General features: G+C 72.2%; 15 protein-coding genes. 8 read left to right on the plus strand and 7 right to left on the minus strand.

Translation table 11 applies throughout. The features are described from left to right. Nucleotides 1-127: 127 nt before the first annotated feature. Entirely contained in the window at nt 128-886 is a 759-nt protein-coding gene (locus CW362_RS00820; RefSeq protein ID WP_103547278.1) for an ABC transporter permease, read from the minus strand. Beyond that, entirely contained in the window at nt 876-1,766 is an 891-nt protein-coding gene (locus tag CW362_RS00825; RefSeq protein ID WP_338069040.1) for an ABC transporter ATP-binding protein, read from the minus strand. Before CW362_RS00825 ends, CW362_RS00820 begins: the two co-directional genes overlap by 11 nt. A gap of 61 nt (nt 1,767-1,827) precedes the next feature. On the opposite strand from CW362_RS00825, the gene CW362_RS00830 reads away from it, so the two are divergent. Beyond that, the gene (locus CW362_RS00830) at nt 1,828-2,460 is read left to right on the plus strand and encodes a TetR/AcrR family transcriptional regulator (RefSeq protein WP_103547279.1); all 633 of its coding nucleotides are present in this window, start codon (nt 1,828-1,830) and stop codon (nt 2,458-2,460) included. A 39-nt stretch (nt 2,461-2,499) separates the two neighbouring features. On the opposite strand, the gene CW362_RS00835 is transcribed toward CW362_RS00830, so the two are convergent. After that, nucleotides 2,500-3,948, minus strand: a complete 1,449-nt coding sequence (locus CW362_RS00835) for a PucR family transcriptional regulator (RefSeq protein ID WP_103547280.1) — start codon at nt 3,946-3,948, stop codon at nt 2,500-2,502. 109 nt (nt 3,949-4,057) lie between these two features. Here CW362_RS00835 and CW362_RS00840 point away from each other — a divergent pair, with 109 nt between their 5' ends. The 3 genes from CW362_RS00840 (at nt 4,058) to CW362_RS00850 (ending at nt 7,471) form a co-directional block, all read left to right on the plus strand. Beyond that, nucleotides 4,058-5,593, plus strand: coding sequence for a purine-cytosine permease family protein (locus CW362_RS00840; protein ID WP_103547281.1), 1,536 nt, complete (start codon nt 4,058-4,060; stop codon nt 5,591-5,593). A gap of 68 nt (nt 5,594-5,661) precedes the next feature. After that, nucleotides 5,662-6,015 (plus strand): nuclear transport factor 2 family protein, encoded by a 354-nt coding sequence (locus CW362_RS00845; RefSeq protein WP_103547282.1) that lies wholly within the window; start codon nt 5,662-5,664, stop codon nt 6,013-6,015. A gap of 16 nt (nt 6,016-6,031) precedes the next feature. After that, nucleotides 6,032-7,471 (plus strand): gamma-aminobutyraldehyde dehydrogenase, encoded by a 1,440-nt coding sequence (locus CW362_RS00850; RefSeq protein ID WP_103547283.1) that lies wholly within the window; start codon nt 6,032-6,034, stop codon nt 7,469-7,471. A 91-nt stretch (nt 7,472-7,562) separates the two neighbouring features. Here CW362_RS00850 and CW362_RS00855 read toward each other — a convergent pair whose 3' ends face one another. Then, a complete protein-coding gene (locus CW362_RS00855; RefSeq protein ID WP_103547370.1) occupies nt 7,563-8,387 on the minus strand; it encodes a polysaccharide lyase family 7 protein in 825 nt (274 codons plus the stop codon). Nucleotides 8,388-8,492: 105 nt separating this feature from the next. Next, entirely contained in the window at nt 8,493-10,136 is a 1,644-nt protein-coding gene (locus CW362_RS00860) for a sodium/solute symporter (protein ID WP_103547284.1), read from the minus strand. Nucleotides 10,137-10,429: 293 nt separating this feature from the next. Between CW362_RS00860 and CW362_RS00870 the strand changes: the two genes are divergently transcribed. Both CW362_RS00870 and CW362_RS00875 read left to right on the plus strand, forming a co-directional pair. After that, nucleotides 10,430-11,059 (plus strand): ParA family protein, encoded by a 630-nt coding sequence (locus tag CW362_RS00870; protein WP_103547371.1) that lies wholly within the window; start codon nt 10,430-10,432, stop codon nt 11,057-11,059. Continuing rightward, entirely contained in the window at nt 11,056-11,280 is a 225-nt protein-coding gene (locus tag CW362_RS00875; RefSeq protein ID WP_103547286.1) for a hypothetical protein, read from the plus strand. The genes CW362_RS00870 and CW362_RS00875 overlap by 4 nt, the downstream gene beginning before the upstream one ends. Nucleotides 11,281-11,300: 20 nt before the next feature. Here the strand turns inward: CW362_RS00875 and CW362_RS00880 are convergent, their stop codons facing one another. Further along, nucleotides 11,301-11,561 carry a hypothetical protein gene (locus CW362_RS00880; protein WP_103547287.1) on the minus strand — a complete coding sequence of 87 codons (261 nt, stop codon included), beginning with the start codon at nt 11,559-11,561 and terminating at the stop codon, nt 11,301-11,303. Between the two features lie 123 nt (nt 11,562-11,684). Here CW362_RS00880 and CW362_RS00885 point away from each other — a divergent pair, with 123 nt between their 5' ends. Next, nucleotides 11,685-12,218 (plus strand): GNAT family N-acetyltransferase, encoded by a 534-nt coding sequence (locus CW362_RS00885; protein ID WP_103547288.1) that lies wholly within the window; start codon nt 11,685-11,687, stop codon nt 12,216-12,218. 105 nt (nt 12,219-12,323) lie between these two features. Here the strand turns inward: CW362_RS00885 and CW362_RS00890 are convergent, their stop codons facing one another. Next, on the minus strand, nt 12,324-12,737 hold the full coding sequence (locus CW362_RS00890) for a YrdB family protein (RefSeq protein WP_103547289.1): 414 nt from the start codon (nt 12,735-12,737) through the stop codon (nt 12,324-12,326). A 268-nt stretch (nt 12,738-13,005) separates the two neighbouring features. Between CW362_RS00890 and CW362_RS00895 the strand changes: the two genes are divergently transcribed. Further along, complete coding sequence (locus tag CW362_RS00895) at nt 13,006-13,923, plus strand: NADP-dependent oxidoreductase (RefSeq protein WP_103547290.1); 918 nt, start codon at nt 13,006-13,008, stop codon at nt 13,921-13,923. Nucleotides 13,924-14,006 lie beyond the last annotated feature (83 nt).

Consider the following 14,006-nt stretch of genomic DNA (forward strand, 5'->3'; position numbering starts at 1 on the left):
CCTCTCCGCGGGCCCCGGCCGCGTGCCGGTCCACCTCTCACCGGTGTCCGGTCCGGGAGCGGCGGCTCGATCGGCGCAACCGCGCACGAGCCGGCGACACACCGGTCCGGCGGTCCGGCGAAACGCCTCAGAGCGCCACGAGCCGTCCACCGCGGCCCACCAGTCGGACCGATGCCGCAACGCCGCAGACCAGCGCCACGCAGAGGAGCGTGCCGCAGGACTCCGCCACGGCGTACGCGTCCCCGGCGAGAGCGGCGCGCATGCCGCGGACGGCCCAGTAGCCGGGCGAGGCCGGGGCCACGTCCGCGGCCCAGGCCGGCAGGGCGGCGAGCGGGACGAGCGCGCCTCCGACACTGCTCAGCAGCATGCCTCCGATGTCGTAGGCGGCCGAGAGCGCGCCCAGGCTGCGGACCAGCACGCCGAGCAGGGCGCCGAGTCCGAGGAGCGCCCAGCTCCAGCTGAGCAGGACGCCCAGCAGCAGGAACGGGTGCGGGACGGACAGATCGAAGGCGCACACGGCGAAGCCCACGACGGTGAACTGCTGGGCGAGCAGGACCGCGAGGGCCGGGACCGCCTTGCCCGCGAGCAGTTCGGCGGGACGCAGGACGGTTCCGCGCAGACGGTCCCAGGTGCGGCCGAGACGTTCGGTCAGGATGGCGCTGCCGCAGATGCCGAGCGCGAGCAGCGAGAAGGTGACCAGCGTGCCGACGACCGCTTGTTCCGTGCCGGCGCTCTCGCCCTGCCCGGCCGTGTAGAGCGGCCGCAGGAGCGTGACGAAGACCAGCGGAAGGATCATCCGGCTCAGGAGCGGGCCGGGCTCTCGCGCCATCAGCAGCACGTTGTGGCGTATCAGCACCCACAGGCGGGCGGCGGACTCACGCGGCATCACGGACCTCCGTGCGCGTCGCGGCGGTCGCGGGATCCGCGGTCTCCATGGAACGGTAGAGGTCGTCCAGTCCGGGGCGGCGCACGTCGACGGACACGGGGGTACGGCCGGACGCGAGCAGGGCCGCCAGATCGGCGCCGGGGTCCGTGGTCGGCCGGCGCAGTTCGGGCTCGGCCGGGTCGGCGAAGGTGACCCTGAGTTCGCCGGGCAGGTGCCGGGTGAGCTCCTCCTGCGTGCCGCGCGCGATGATCCGTCCGGCCCGCGCGAGTGCCAGCGTGGCGTCGAGGTCGACGAGTTCCGGCAGGTAGTGGGTCGTGTAGACGACGGCCGCGCCCGCTTCGGCCCGGGCCCTGACCGCGCCCAGCAGGGCCGAGCGGGTTTCCGGATCGGCTCCGGCGGTCGGCTCGTCCAGCAGGAGGAGCGGTGGCGAGCCGACCATGGCGGTGGCCGCCTGGACCCTTCGGCGCTGGCCTCCGGACAGGGCGGCCACGGGCCGGTCCGCGACGGCCGCCAGGCGGAGCTCGTCCAGGACCCGGGCGATCTCCGCGTCCCCGCGCCGGCCGCGGAACCCCGCCAGTCCGGCGAACAGCCGCAGGTTCTCGCGGACGGTGACGCTGCCGTACAGGGCGAGTTCCTGCGGGGCCACGCCGAGGAAGCGCCGCGCGGCCCGGCCGTCGCGCAGCGCGTCGAGGCCCGCGACGGTGATCCGGCCCGCGTCGGGACGTACGAGACCGGAGACGGTCTCCACGAACGTCGTCTTGCCCGCGCCGTTGTGACCGATCAGGCCCACGATCTCCCCGGCCGGGACCGTCAGGTCGAAGCCGTCGAGCGCGCGGCGCGGCCCGTAGCGCTTCACCAGTCCCTCTGCGATCAGCATCATCCGTCCTTCGTGAGATCTACGACGTACACGTCTACACCGTATACGTCTACACTGTAGACCCATGAGTGGGAGACGGGAAGAGATCCTGGACGCCGCCGTGGCCATCGCCGACGAGCACGGGGTCGACGCCGTCTCGATGCGCGCCCTGGCCGATCGTGTCGGGGTGACACCGATGGCGCTGTACCGGCACGTCAAGGACAAGGCGGCGCTGCTGGACGGCATGGTCGGACGGCTGCTCACCGCTTTGCTGCCGACGGATCCGGCCGAGGAGCGCACCTGGGACGAACGGCTCCGCGCCCTCGCGCACGCGGCCCGGAGGGTGACCCAGCGGCACCCCTGGGCAGCGCACCTGCTCTTCTCACGGCCGGCCGTGACCCCCGACGGCCTGCGTGCGGTGGACATCATCTACACGGCGCTCATCGAGGCCGGGGTCCCCGAGCCCCAGGTGCCCCGGCTGGAACGGCTGATCAGCACCTTCGTCATCGGCTTCGCCGCCTCCGAGGCCTCGGGCCGCTTCGCTCCCGGTGCGGGCGACCCGCGCGGCCGCCGGGGTCACCTGGACGACGGTGAACTTCCCGGCCACGAGGCCCTCGGGCCGTGGCTGGGCCTTCCTCTCGACCTCACCACCGAGTTCGAGGCCGATCTCGCCGACATCACGCGACTGGTCGAGGCGGTCGCGCGGCGCGAGGGGTGATCCGCGCCCCGGACGCGCGGGACGCGTACGACGGCCCGCTCAGTCGGTCAGCCCCAGTGCTCCCGCCGCCTGGATCGCGAGCCAGACCTCGGCCAGCGCCCCGGTCGACGTCAGATCACGGTCCGCGAGCGCGCCGAAACGGCGCAGCCGGTAGGCGAGGGTGTTGGGATGGATGTGCAGCGCGGCGGCGGCCGTCTCGGTGCGGCGGTCGCGCTCCATCCAGGTGCGGGCGGAGACCAGCAGCCGCGAGTCGTGGCTCTCGTCGTACCGCAGCACGTCACCGAGCACGTGCTCGACCAGCGCCGCCAGGACGGCGGGGTCGTCCGGCAGCCACCGGCCCGCCCCGTCGTCGCCGTAGTGGACGACCGCGCGGCCCGACTCGACGGCCTTGGACACCGCCCACAGGGCCTCGCGCTGGGCGACCTTCAGCGCGGCGCCCGGCGGAAAGGGCCGGCTCGCCCCGGCCGCCACGGCGGGCAGCGCGCCGACGGCGGCCGCCAGTTCCGGCGCTCCGAGGACATAGCGGTCCTCGCCCCGGGTGAGCAGCAGGTGCGGCCGGTCCTCCAGACAGCGCAGCAGCGCCTCGTCGGTGGTACGGCGCACGACGAGCAGCACGGTGTCGCCCTCGATCGCGTGCCGGGCGAGCCGGCGGCGCGCGGCCTCCGGGTCGAGCACCTCCTGCAACAGCTCGGCGAACGTCTCCGCCCCCTCGCGGCGCAGCGTCTCGCGCTCGTTGCGCACCATCGCCAGCCGCAGCGCCGCGACGGTGGCGATGTGCTGGACGACGGCGAGTCCCGCCGGCCGGGCACCCTCGCGCTCGTACGCGACGAGGAAGCCCGCGGGACCGCCGGGCGCGGGGACGGGGAGGACGAATCCGCCGGGGATCGTCGGCGGGGCGTCGACGGAGGCGGGCAGGACGGCCGGGTCCGGTACGGGGACGCCGGGCAGGAGCGGGCGCCCCTGGGGCGTGCAGAGGAAGACGTCGTAGCCCGACAGCCCTTCGAGACGGCGCAGCAGGGTCGGGGTGTCGAGGTCCTCCGTGACCAGCCGGCGCAGCGCGCCGAAGACCTGGAGCTGGGCGCCCAGCCGGTGCCGGGCCTCCTCCTGGGCCGAGGCCGCGACCTCCTGGGCGACGGCGATGAAGGGGACGGCGAGCGGCACCTCGAGGACCGGGAAGTCCCGCTCCTCGGCGGCCCGGAAGAACGCGTCGTGCAGCGGCGGCATGTGCAGTTGCGCCGAGAGCGCGAGACCGGACGCCCCGGCGTCGTCCAGCCGCTCCAGATAGGCGCGCTGCTCCGCCGCGGTCCGGGGGATCGCCAGGCCCGCGGTCATGATCAGCTCGGCCCCCAGGAGCCAGGGCGTCGGGTCGACGAGCTCGCTGGCGTGCGCCCAGGAGACGGACCGGTCCAGGCCGCCGCCGGCCTTCAGCGAGAGCTGGAGCGCCGGCGAGGAGAGCAGGTCCTGGATCGTGAGTTTGTCGCTGGCCACAAATGACATCGTACGCATCTGTGACACCCACCATTGTCGCAGGTCACCGGGGGCCTCACACTGTGGGTGCCGACATTTGAGTGGTGCATAAACATAGATTGGAGGGGCCGTGACGACATCGGTCACCGAAATCGAGACATACGGCGTCGAGCGCATCCCGGACGAGGACCGCACGGCCCGGCCGATCGACTTGTTCCGGCTCGCCTTCGGCGGCGCCAACACCTTCGCGACCTGTGTGCTGGGCGCCTTCCCGATCCTCTTCGGTCTCTCCTTCTGGCAGGGGCTCGCGGCGACCGTCCTCGGCCTGGTCGCGGGTGCGCTGCTGCTGGCCCCGATGGCGCTGTTCGGCCCGGCCAACGGCACGAACAACGCCGTCTCGTCCTCCGCGCACCTGGGCGTGCACGGCCGGGTCGTCGGCTCCTTCCTCTCCCTGCTCACCGCCATCGCGTTCTTCTCGATCTCGGTGTGGTCCTCGGGAGACGCGCTCGTCGGCGGCGCGCACCGGCTGGTCCACGTCCCCGAGTCGGACCTCACGTACGGCATCGCGTACGCGGTCTTCGCCGGTCTCGTGCTCGTCGTCTGCGTCTACGGCTTCCGCTTCATGCTGCTGGTCAACAAGATCGCGGTGATGGCGGCCTCGGCCCTCTTCGTGCTCGGCGCCTTCGCCTTCGCCGGTGACTTCGACCCCGGCTACGCGGGCGCCTTCGCCTCGACCGCCGACCCGCTGTTCTGGCCGTCCTTCATCGGCGCCGCTCTGATCGTGCTCTCCAACCCGGTCTCCTTCGGCGCGTTCCTCGGCGACTGGTCCCGCTACATCCCCGCGAACACCCCGCGCCGCCGGGTGATGGGCGCCGCGTTCCTCGCCCAGATCGCCACCCTGCTGCCGTTCCTCTTCGGCCTGGCCACCGCGTCGATCATCGCCTCGAAGGCCGAGAAGTACGTCGACCCGGCCGCCCCGAACTACGTCGGCGGACTGCTGGCGATCTCCCCCGGCTGGTACTTCCTGCCGCTGTGCCTGATCGCCCTGATCGGCGGCCTGTCCACCGGCACGACGTCCCTCTACGGCACGGGCCTGGACTTCTCCAGCGTCTTCCCGCGCTTCAACCGCGTCCAGGCCACCTTCTTCATCGGCGTCCTGTCCATCGCGTTCATCTTCATCGGCCGCTTCGCGCTGAACCTCACGCAGTCCATCTCCACCTTCGCCACGCTGATCATCACCTGCACCGCTCCGTGGATGGTCGTCATGGCGCTCGGCTTCGTCACCCGCCGCGGCTGGTACGACGCGGACGCGCTACAGGTCTTCAACCGCCGTCAGCGCGGTGGCCGCTACTGGTTCGCGCACGGCTGGAACTGGCGCGGCATGGGCACCTGGCTCGTCAGCGCCGTCGTGGCCCTGCTGTTCACCAACCTGCCGGGCCAGTTCGTCGGCCCGCTGGGCAACCTCGCGAACGGCGCGGACATCTCGCTGCCGGTCGGCCTCGCCCTCGCGGTGGTGCTCTACCTCGCCACGCTCACGCTCTTCCCCGAGCCGCGCGCCGTGTTCGGCCCGGACGGACCCCGCTTCGTCCCGTCGTCCGACGCCGAGATCACGCCGATCACCGGTGGCACCGAGGAGAAGCCGGCCGAGCCCGTCGCGGCCGTCTGACCCACCGCCACCCCAACGAACCGGGCGCCCGGTCCTGACCACCGGGCGCCCCTGATCAGGAGCCGTGCATGAGCACCACCACCGTCCAGGAGATCCGGGCCGCCGCGGACGCGCTCGTCGCCGCCTTCGCCGAGGGCCGCCTCGACGACTACTTCGGCGCCTTCGCCCCGGACGCGACGTTCGTCTTCCACACCACCCCGCAGCGCCTGGACTCCACGGCCGAGTACCGCGCCCTGTGGCGGCGGTGGGTGGAGGAGGACGGTTTCCGCGTCCTCGGCTGCGTCTCGTCGGCACCGCTCGTCCAGCCCTTCGGCGACACCGCGGTCTTCAGCCACGACGTGGAGACCATCGTCTTCGCCCGCTCCGAGGACGGCGCCTGGCTCGCCGTCCACGAGCACCTGTCCCCCCGTACCACCGCCTGACCAGGAGAGACGTTCCATGAGCAGCACGTTCCGCAACTACGTCGACGGTGCCTTCGCGGATGCCGCCGACGGCCGGACGCTCGACGTGGTGGACCCCACCACGGGTGACGTCTACGCGACCTCCCCGCTCTCGGGAGCGGCCGACGTCGACGCGGCGATGGCGGCCGCGGCCGCGGCGTTCCCCGTGTGGCGCGACGCGACCCCGTCGGTGCGGCAGCGCGCGCTGCTGAGGATCGCCGACGCGATGGAGGCACGGGCCGAGGAACTGGTCGCCGCCGAGAGCCGCGACACCGGCAAGCCGCTGCACCTCACCCTCAGCGAGGAACTCGGCCCCGCGATCGACCAGGTCCGCTTCTTCGCGGGCGCGGCCCGCATGCTCGAGGGCCGCTCGGCCGGCGAGTACATGGAGGGCATGACCTCGATCGTCCGCCGCGAGCCCGTCGGGGTGTGCGCCCAGGTCGCGCCGTGGAACTACCCCCTGCTGATGGCGGTGTGGAAGTTCGCCCCGGCGCTCGCGGCGGGCAACGCGGTGGTCCTCAAGCCGTCCGACACCACCCCGGCCTCCACCGTGCTGCTCGCGGAGATCATCGGCGGTGTCCTGGAGGAGCTCGGCCTGCCCAAGGGGATCTTCAACGTCGTCTGCGGCGACCGCGAGACGGGCCGGCTGATGGTGGAGCACCCGACCCCGGCGATGGCTTCCATCACCGGCTCGGTGCGCGCCGGCATCCAGGTCGCGCAGAGCGCGGCCAAGGACGTCAAGCGGGTCCACCTGGAGCTGGGCGGCAAGGCCCCGGCCGTGGTCTTCGAGGACGCCGACCTGGCGAAGGCGGTCGAGGACCTGGTGGTCGGCGGCTTCTTCAACGCCGGTCAGGACTGCACGGCCGCCACCCGCGTCCTGGTCCACGAGTCGGTCCACGACGAGTTCGTCGCCGCGCTCGCCAAGGCCGCCGCCGAGACGAGGACCGGCCTGCCGGACGACGAGGACGTGCTGTTCGGGCCGCTCAACAACGCGAACCAGCTCGCCCAGGTCAGCGGCTTCGTCGAGCGGCTGCCCGAGCACGCGCGGGTCGAGGCGGGTGGCCACCGGGTCGGCGACAAGGGCTACTTCTACGCCCCGACCGTGGTCTCGGGGCTGAGGCAGGACGACGAGATCGTCCAGAACGAGGTCTTCGGCCCGGTCATGACCGTGCAGTCGTTCACGGACGAGGACCAGGCCGTCGCGTACGCCAACGGCGTCGACTACGCGCTGGCCTCCTCGGTGTGGACCAAGGACCACGCGCGGGCGATGCGCATGTCGAGGAAGCTCGACTTCGGCTGTGTGTGGATCAACTCCCACATGGCGCTCGTCGCCGAGATGCCGCACGGCGGGTTCAAGCAGTCCGGCTACGGCAAGGACCTCTCCGCGTACGGCTTCGAGGACTACACCCGGATCAAGCACGTCATGACGTCGCTCTGACCGGCCGTCGCCCTGACAGGTCGTTCCCATGACGGAGGGGGTGAGCCCGGCACGGTGCCGGGCTCACCCCCTCCGTCAGGTCCGGCACCCGTCAGCCGTGCGAGACGTTCAGGCCGTAGAAGGCGACCCGTGCCCCCTTCGTGGTGCTCCCGGAGGACGACTGGTTGTACGAGCCGGCCTTGAAGTACTGCTTGTAGGGGAAGAACGACGACGGGATCGCGTAGTGCGTGGTGCCGCCGTTGACGGTCAGGTCGATGGTGTTCCCGCCGGAGACGGCGATCGTGTAGGTCCAGGTCTTGCCGACGGCCACATGTCCCACCGTGTGGGTCGTCTGCCCGCCGGACGGAGAGTTCTCGGTACCGACGACGATGTCACCGCTCGCGCGGTAGTACAGCTCCACGAGCGGTTTGGTGGACGATCCGCCGGAGCCGAGGTGGATCTGGCCGACGCACACGTTGGAGGTGACCGACACCACCCGCAACGTCGCGCTCAGCCGGTGGTTGCCGCTCAGCGACCAGTCCGCCGCGCTGCCGCCGCGGTTCATCTCCCGCAGTTCGGAGCGGGCGTAGGAGGAGTTGGGTGTCGTGACACCCTTCTCGGGTGCCCAGAACGTCATCGCGCCGTCACGGGTGTCGGTGTAGAAGTACGCGTCCTGGTAGCCGTTCGCCCCCTGTAGCCGGGCGGAGGAGATGGTGGTGGGCGAGCCCGGTGAGCCCACGGGCTCCTGGAGTTGCCAGACCGACAGGTCGAAGTTGCCGCCGGGCGCGACCTTCGGGTCGGCGGCGCCGGCGCTGGAGGTCCCCAGGACCGTGGCCGCGGCGACGAGGCCCGCGACGGTGGCCGTCGTCAGGAGCCGAGGAGCGGCAAGTCCGGTACGCGTGGCTGGAGTTCGCTTACGTGGTCGTTCGTTCGTCATGATGGTCACGGCCTTTCGTCTGGTCGGGTGGAACAGACGGTGGGGGAAGGCGAGGTTCACACACATGAACGGGAAGTTCATCCGTGAACTTTGTGTTCCGTGACGCTAAAGGTCTGCACCAGCTCCGTCAAGAGGCCGCGCACCCACGGCGGTTGAGGACCGCGGCCAGGAAGGCCGGGGAGCGCCGCCCCGTGTGCGCGTGCGGCCGACGAGCCCGAGCAGGAAGCCGGCCGGAATGCTGATCAGCCCCGGCGTCTGGAGCGGGAACCAGCGGAAGTCGTGACCGGGGAAGACCGCGAACGGGGTGCCCGACACCGCGGGCGACCCCGCGAGCAGCAGCACGACGACCGGCAGGGTCCCGTAGACGGTCCAGCGCACCCCGGTGGCCGAATGGCCGGGCAGGAAGAGTGCGTACAGCAGGACCGGGGCGAGCACCGAGGCCGCGACGGCGAACGACAGCGAGATCAGCGTCATCCTGCCGCGGTCCCCGAGGGCCGCCGACACGACGACGGCGACCGCGCCGACCAGGACGATGGCCAGCCGTGCCCGGCGGATCTCTCCGGCGGGCGAACGGCCCCCGCTCCCGTGGGCGGGCCGCCCGCCGAAGTCGCGGGCGAGACTGGAGGCGGCCGCCAGGGTGATGCCCGCGACGGCCGCGAGGGTGGTCACGAAGACGGCGCAGGCGACGACCGCGAACAGCATGCTGTGCCGGGCACCCCCGGCGACCGGGTCGAGCGCGCCCGTGACCATCAACAGAGCGGTCGCTCCCCCGGGATCGGCGGCCCTCACGGGCCCCCGGCCCAGCAGGGCGCAGGCACCCAGCCCGGCCACCACCACCCCGGCGCACACCACCGCCACGGGGCCCACCGCCCAGCCGACGGCGCGCCTCGCGGTGCGGGCCTCCCGGACCGGATGCAGCCTCATGGTGATGTGCGGCAGACAGGCGGCACCGACCAGGAGCGTGGCCGCGAAGCCGATCAGGTCGAGGCGCCCGGCGACGGAGTGCCCGAAGTGGAGTCCGGGGCGCGCGTAGTCGGCACCCGCTCCGGAGTGCTCCCGGGCGGCGCCGAAGAGGGCCGCCGGTGACCAGCCGTACCGGGCGAGGACGGCCCCGGCGAGGAGCAGCATGGCGGTGAGCGCCACACCGACCTTCAGGATCTGCACGTGTCCGACGCCGCGCATCCCGCCGAACGCGGCGTAGCAGACCATCAGGGTCCCTCCGGCGACGGTGCACCCGGTGAGCGCGCCGTCCGGGAGCCCGAACATGGCCGCCATGACGCGTCCGGCGGTGGAGAGCTGCACCAGGAGCAGCGGAGCGAGGACGACGAGGGAGGCGACACCGAGGGCCCGGCGTACGGAGGGGGTGCCGAGCCGGTCGGCCAGGAAGTCCCCCAGGGTGAACACCCCTTTGCGGCGCAGGGGTTCACCCAGGATGCGCATCACCAGCCAGAGCGAGACGACGGTGGCGCAGGCGAAGAGGACGCCGTCCGCCCCGTCGAGGGCGACCGCGCCGGTGGTGCTGAGCAGGGTGGCCGCGGAGATGTAGTCACCGGCGACGGCCAGCCCGCCTCCGACCGGTCCGAAGGCCGCGCCGCCGCCCGCGTAGAAGTGCTCGGGGTCGTCCAGGTCGGCGGCCGCCAGGCCGCACAGCAGCAGGGACACGGCGACGAAGCCGAGGAAGACCATGACGGCGAACGACTCCCCGTCTCCCGGCAGCGCGGACGAGGAGGCGAGGGACACCGGAGACATGGGGGACACGGGAGACACGGGGGACACGGGAGACACGGGAAACGTGGGCGATGCGGACGACATGCCGGGCATGGCATCAGCCGCACAGCGGCGCGTACAGGCGATGGCACGTCCCCGAGGCGGGTGCACAGCGTTCGCGGGCCGGGGTTGTGCGGGAGCACAACGCGTCGAGCGGACGGCTCGCGTTGGTCCATCGGAATGAATCACCGGCACGGCCGGGTGAACGACGCGACGGTGGCCCCGCTCGGCCGACCACCGGTCCCCCGCGATCACTAGCGTGGCTCCCTGTGTCGATGAGCTATGCCTTTGTGAACCTGAAACCCGGAGTGGGCAAGACGACGAGCGCGGTGTGGCTGGCCCACGCACTGCACGAATCGGGCCTCTCACCCCTGCTGGTGGACTCCGACCCCGCGTCCTCGGCGCTGCGGTGGAGCGAACTGGCGGGAGGGTTCCCCTTCCCCGTGGTCTCCCTGCCGGTGGGCGACGTGCACCGGCGCGTGAACGACTTCCTCGGCGACCGACGGGCCGTGGTGTTCGACGCCCCGCAGTTGGAGGACCACGCCCACATCGCCCGCAGCGTCATGCGGTACGCGAGCGAGTGGATCGTGCCGGTGACCCCGGCCCCCATCGAGCTGGACCGCATGGCGCCCATCGGCCGCGAGATGGGCGACGTCCAGTCCCTGCGGCCCCGCCCGGCCCGCTCCGCCGTCCTGCTGAACCGTACGAACCGTCCGGACGCCACCCGTACCGGTCCGGACGCCGACGCCCGCGAAGCGCTCACGGAACGCGGCTTCGACGTGCTGTCCACCCACATTCCCCGACTCGACCTGTACTCCCAGTCGTTCGGCAGCCCTGTCACGGTCAAGGGATCGGCGTACATGGATCTCGCGGACGAACTCGTCAAGCGTCAGGACACGATGTGAACCAGCGCAAGGACACCTACCGTGCCGCCCTGCAACGGGAGCCGGACACCACCGCGCCCCGGCAGACCAAGGTCGCGCGGCTGCACACGCGGTACGTCCGGGTGACGATCGAGCTGGACCCGGCGCTGCCGGACGAACTCACCCGTTGGGTGGGGCCGCCCGTGTCCGCGCTCCTGCGCGTGGGCGCCGCAGCCCTGCGGCCCCTGAGGGACACCCCGTAGGCATCAGGAGGCCGATGGCCTCAAGCCTCCAGCGGGTGGCCCCCGTCGCCCTCGACGACGACCCGGTCCACGCCCGGCTCGTCGCCCCGTTCGACCATCGTCAGGTCGATCCGCCCGTCACCGGTGGTGTCGAACTGGTAGAGATCGGCCTTGCCGTCGCCCGTCGTGTCGGTCATCCACACGTCGGTCTTCCCGTCGCCGTTGGTGTCGGCGCTGAGGACGACGTGGTGCTCGTCGCCCTGGGTCTCGATCACGTCGTCCGTACCGTCGTTGGTCTCCATGACGGCCGGTTGCCCCGGTCGACGGGGCCGAAACGAGGACCCGCTCGGGCCCGGGGGCTCCGAACGGAACGCCGGAGGTACGTCCGCCGACCGGTGCCTCACCCGTAGGGCAGGATGGGCACCATGACCGAGATCCACACCCCTCGCCTCCTCCTCCGCCGCTGGTACGACGACGACCTCGCCCCCATGGCGGACATCAACGCGGACCCCGCGGTCATGCGCTGGATCGACGACGGTTCGGTGCGCGACCTCGACGCCACGGCCGAGGAGATCGAGCGGTGGGAGGAGGAATGGGACGAGGAGGGCTTCGGCGTCTTCGCCGTCGAACTGCTGGCCTCGGGCGAACTGGCCGGGTTCGCCGGGCTGTCGGTTCCCGAGCGCCTGCCCGAGGTCATGCCCGCCGTGGCGATCGGCTGGCGGTTCGGCTCACCGTTCTGGGGCCAGGGTTACGCGTCCGAAGCCGCCCACGCCACCTTGGAGTTCGCCCTCCAGGACCGTGGCCTCGACCGCGTGATCAGCATCAACCGGACGGGCAACCTGGCCTCGCTGAACGTCGTCCGCAAACTGGGCATGGAGCCGGAGAGGACGATCGAGGACCCCGAGTACGGCTTCCCCCTGAGCGTCCACGCGATCGACCTCACCGAATACCAGGCCTGATCCGCCGCGCCGTGCGTGAGCCCGCTTGGGTGGGCCTCGGCCGGACTTCGGTGGACCGGACTCCGGCGGGCCGGATTGCCGGTGGGCCGGACTTCGGTCAGCCGGTCAGCCGATCTCATCCTGCGGACCTGTGGACGGGGCGGGTGCGCTGCGGCGAAAAGTCTCGGCCGACGCCGTGTTCGCCACCACGACGACGGCCATGACCACGGCGGCGACGGGATGCCCCACCCCGTACACGGCCGCCGCGCCACCGCCGAGCACCACCGCCTTCACGAGGAGGACGAGGGGCAGCCCGGGCCGCAGCCGGGCCTTCGGCGCCGCGAACAGCGACCAGAGCACGACGGCCAGGAGAGGGGTCCCCACACCGAGCAGGATGTGGGGCAACCAGCCGTGACCGGTACTGAATCCCCACCAGGCCAGACAGGCCAGCGCGGCCAACTCCACGACGAACGCCAGGATTTCGTTGGCCGCGAACCATGGTCTCTCGGCAGACAGGGCTGTGCCGGGGTCCGTTGACATGAAGTCCTCCCCTCCAGGAAAGCCAGCATGACAGGACCGCCGGCCTCGACGTGTCCGTTCACCGAGCCCGTGCCGAGGCCGGCCTCAAGGTCGCTGAACGCGCTCTCGGATGCTCGATCTCGGGAACACAGCCCCGTCCTGCCGCTGTTGAGGCCGACGGCACCGTCGGCCTCCGGCCGCTGCGGGGTGTCGCTGCCCGACGTCTGCCCGACGTCTGCCCGACGTCTGTCCGTTGTCTGTCCGAGCGAGGAAGAACGGTGATCGCGCGATGAAGGCGGTGCGGTTCCACGAGTACGGCGGGATCGATGTGCTGCGGGTGGAGGAGGTGGAGCGGCCCGTACCCGGCCCCGGGGAGGTGCTGGTCGAAGTGCGCGCCGCCGGGATCCAGCCCGGCGAGGCGATGATCCGCGAGGGCGCGCGGCACAAACGCTGGCCGGCGACGTTCCCCTCGGGACAGGGCAGCGACCTGGCCGGGGTCGTGGTGGGGACCGGCCCGGACGTGCGCGGCTTCGCGGTGGGCGACGAGGTCCTGGGCTTCACGCACGACAGGGCGAGCCACGCGGAGTTCGTCGTGGTGGAGGACGTGAAGCTGGTCTCCCGTCCGGAGGGTCTGCCCTGGGAGGTGGCCGGGTCGTTGTACGTGGCGGGTACGACCGCGTACGCCACCGTGTTCGCGGTGGACCCCGGGCCGGCCGACACGGTCGTGGTGTCCGGCGCGGCGGGTGGTGTCGGGTCGCTCGCCGTACAGCTCGCCCGGCGGCGCGGGGCCACGGTGATCGGGCTGGCGAGCGAGCGGAACCACGCCTGGCTGAAGGATCAGGGTGTCGTCCCGCTCGGTTATGGCGAGGGTGTGGCCGAGCGGATCCGCGAGACCGCAGGCGGGAGCGTCGACGCGTTCATCGACACGTTCGGCGACGGCTACGTGGATCTGGCCGTCGAGCTGGGCGTGCGGCCCGACCGGATCAACACGATCCGCGACTGGCGGGCGGCGGCCAGGGTCGGCGCCCATACGTACGGGGAGGGCGCGGCGGCGTCCGCGGTGGTGGTCGGCGAGCTGGCCCGGCTCGCCGCGCGCGGTGAGCTGGAGGTACCGATCGCCCGTGTCTACCCGCTGGAGCGGGTGCGGGACGCGTTCCGCGAGCTGGAACTGCGGCGGACCCACGGCAAGATCGTGCTCCGGCCCTGATCCCGGTCCCCGGGCCGGCCCACGGCCCGCGGACACGGTCCTCTCCCCCGGCGGGCCCGGTGCGCGGGCCGGGAAGCCGTCCG

The organism is Streptomyces populi (assembly GCF_002911015.1).
Lineage (GTDB): Bacteria > Actinomycetota > Actinomycetes > Streptomycetales > Streptomycetaceae > Streptomyces > Streptomyces populi.

Excerpts from the sequence above, each read along its gene's own strand:
- CW362_RS00870 (WP_103547371.1), top strand. The coding sequence starts at position 10,430 with ATGAGCTATGCCTTTGTGAACCTGAAACCCGGAGTGGGCAAGACGACG.
- CW362_RS00830 (WP_103547279.1), top strand. The coding sequence starts at position 1,828 with ATGAGTGGGAGACGGGAAGAGATCCTGGACGCCGCCGTGGCCATCGCC.
- CW362_RS00855 (WP_103547370.1), bottom strand. The coding sequence starts at position 8,387 with ATGACGAACGAACGACCACGTAAGCGAACTCCAGCCACGCGTACCGGA.
- CW362_RS00845 (WP_103547282.1), top strand. The coding sequence starts at position 5,662 with ATGAGCACCACCACCGTCCAGGAGATCCGGGCCGCCGCGGACGCGCTC.
- CW362_RS00890 (WP_103547289.1), bottom strand. The coding sequence starts at position 12,737 with ATGTCAACGGACCCCGGCACAGCCCTGTCTGCCGAGAGACCATGGTTC.
- CW362_RS00885 (WP_103547288.1), top strand. The coding sequence starts at position 11,685 with ATGACCGAGATCCACACCCCTCGCCTCCTCCTCCGCCGCTGGTACGAC.
- CW362_RS00850 (WP_103547283.1), top strand. The coding sequence starts at position 6,032 with ATGAGCAGCACGTTCCGCAACTACGTCGACGGTGCCTTCGCGGATGCC.
- CW362_RS00880 (WP_103547287.1), bottom strand. The coding sequence starts at position 11,561 with ATGGAGACCAACGACGGTACGGACGACGTGATCGAGACCCAGGGCGAC.
- CW362_RS00895 (WP_103547290.1), top strand. The coding sequence starts at position 13,006 with ATGAAGGCGGTGCGGTTCCACGAGTACGGCGGGATCGATGTGCTGCGG.
- CW362_RS00825 (WP_338069040.1), bottom strand. The coding sequence starts at position 1,766 with ATGATGCTGATCGCAGAGGGACTGGTGAAGCGCTACGGGCCGCGCCGC.
- CW362_RS00860 (WP_103547284.1), bottom strand. The coding sequence starts at position 10,136 with ATGTCTCCGGTGTCCCTCGCCTCCTCGTCCGCGCTGCCGGGAGACGGG.
- CW362_RS00820 (WP_103547278.1), bottom strand. The coding sequence starts at position 886 with ATGCCGCGTGAGTCCGCCGCCCGCCTGTGGGTGCTGATACGCCACAAC.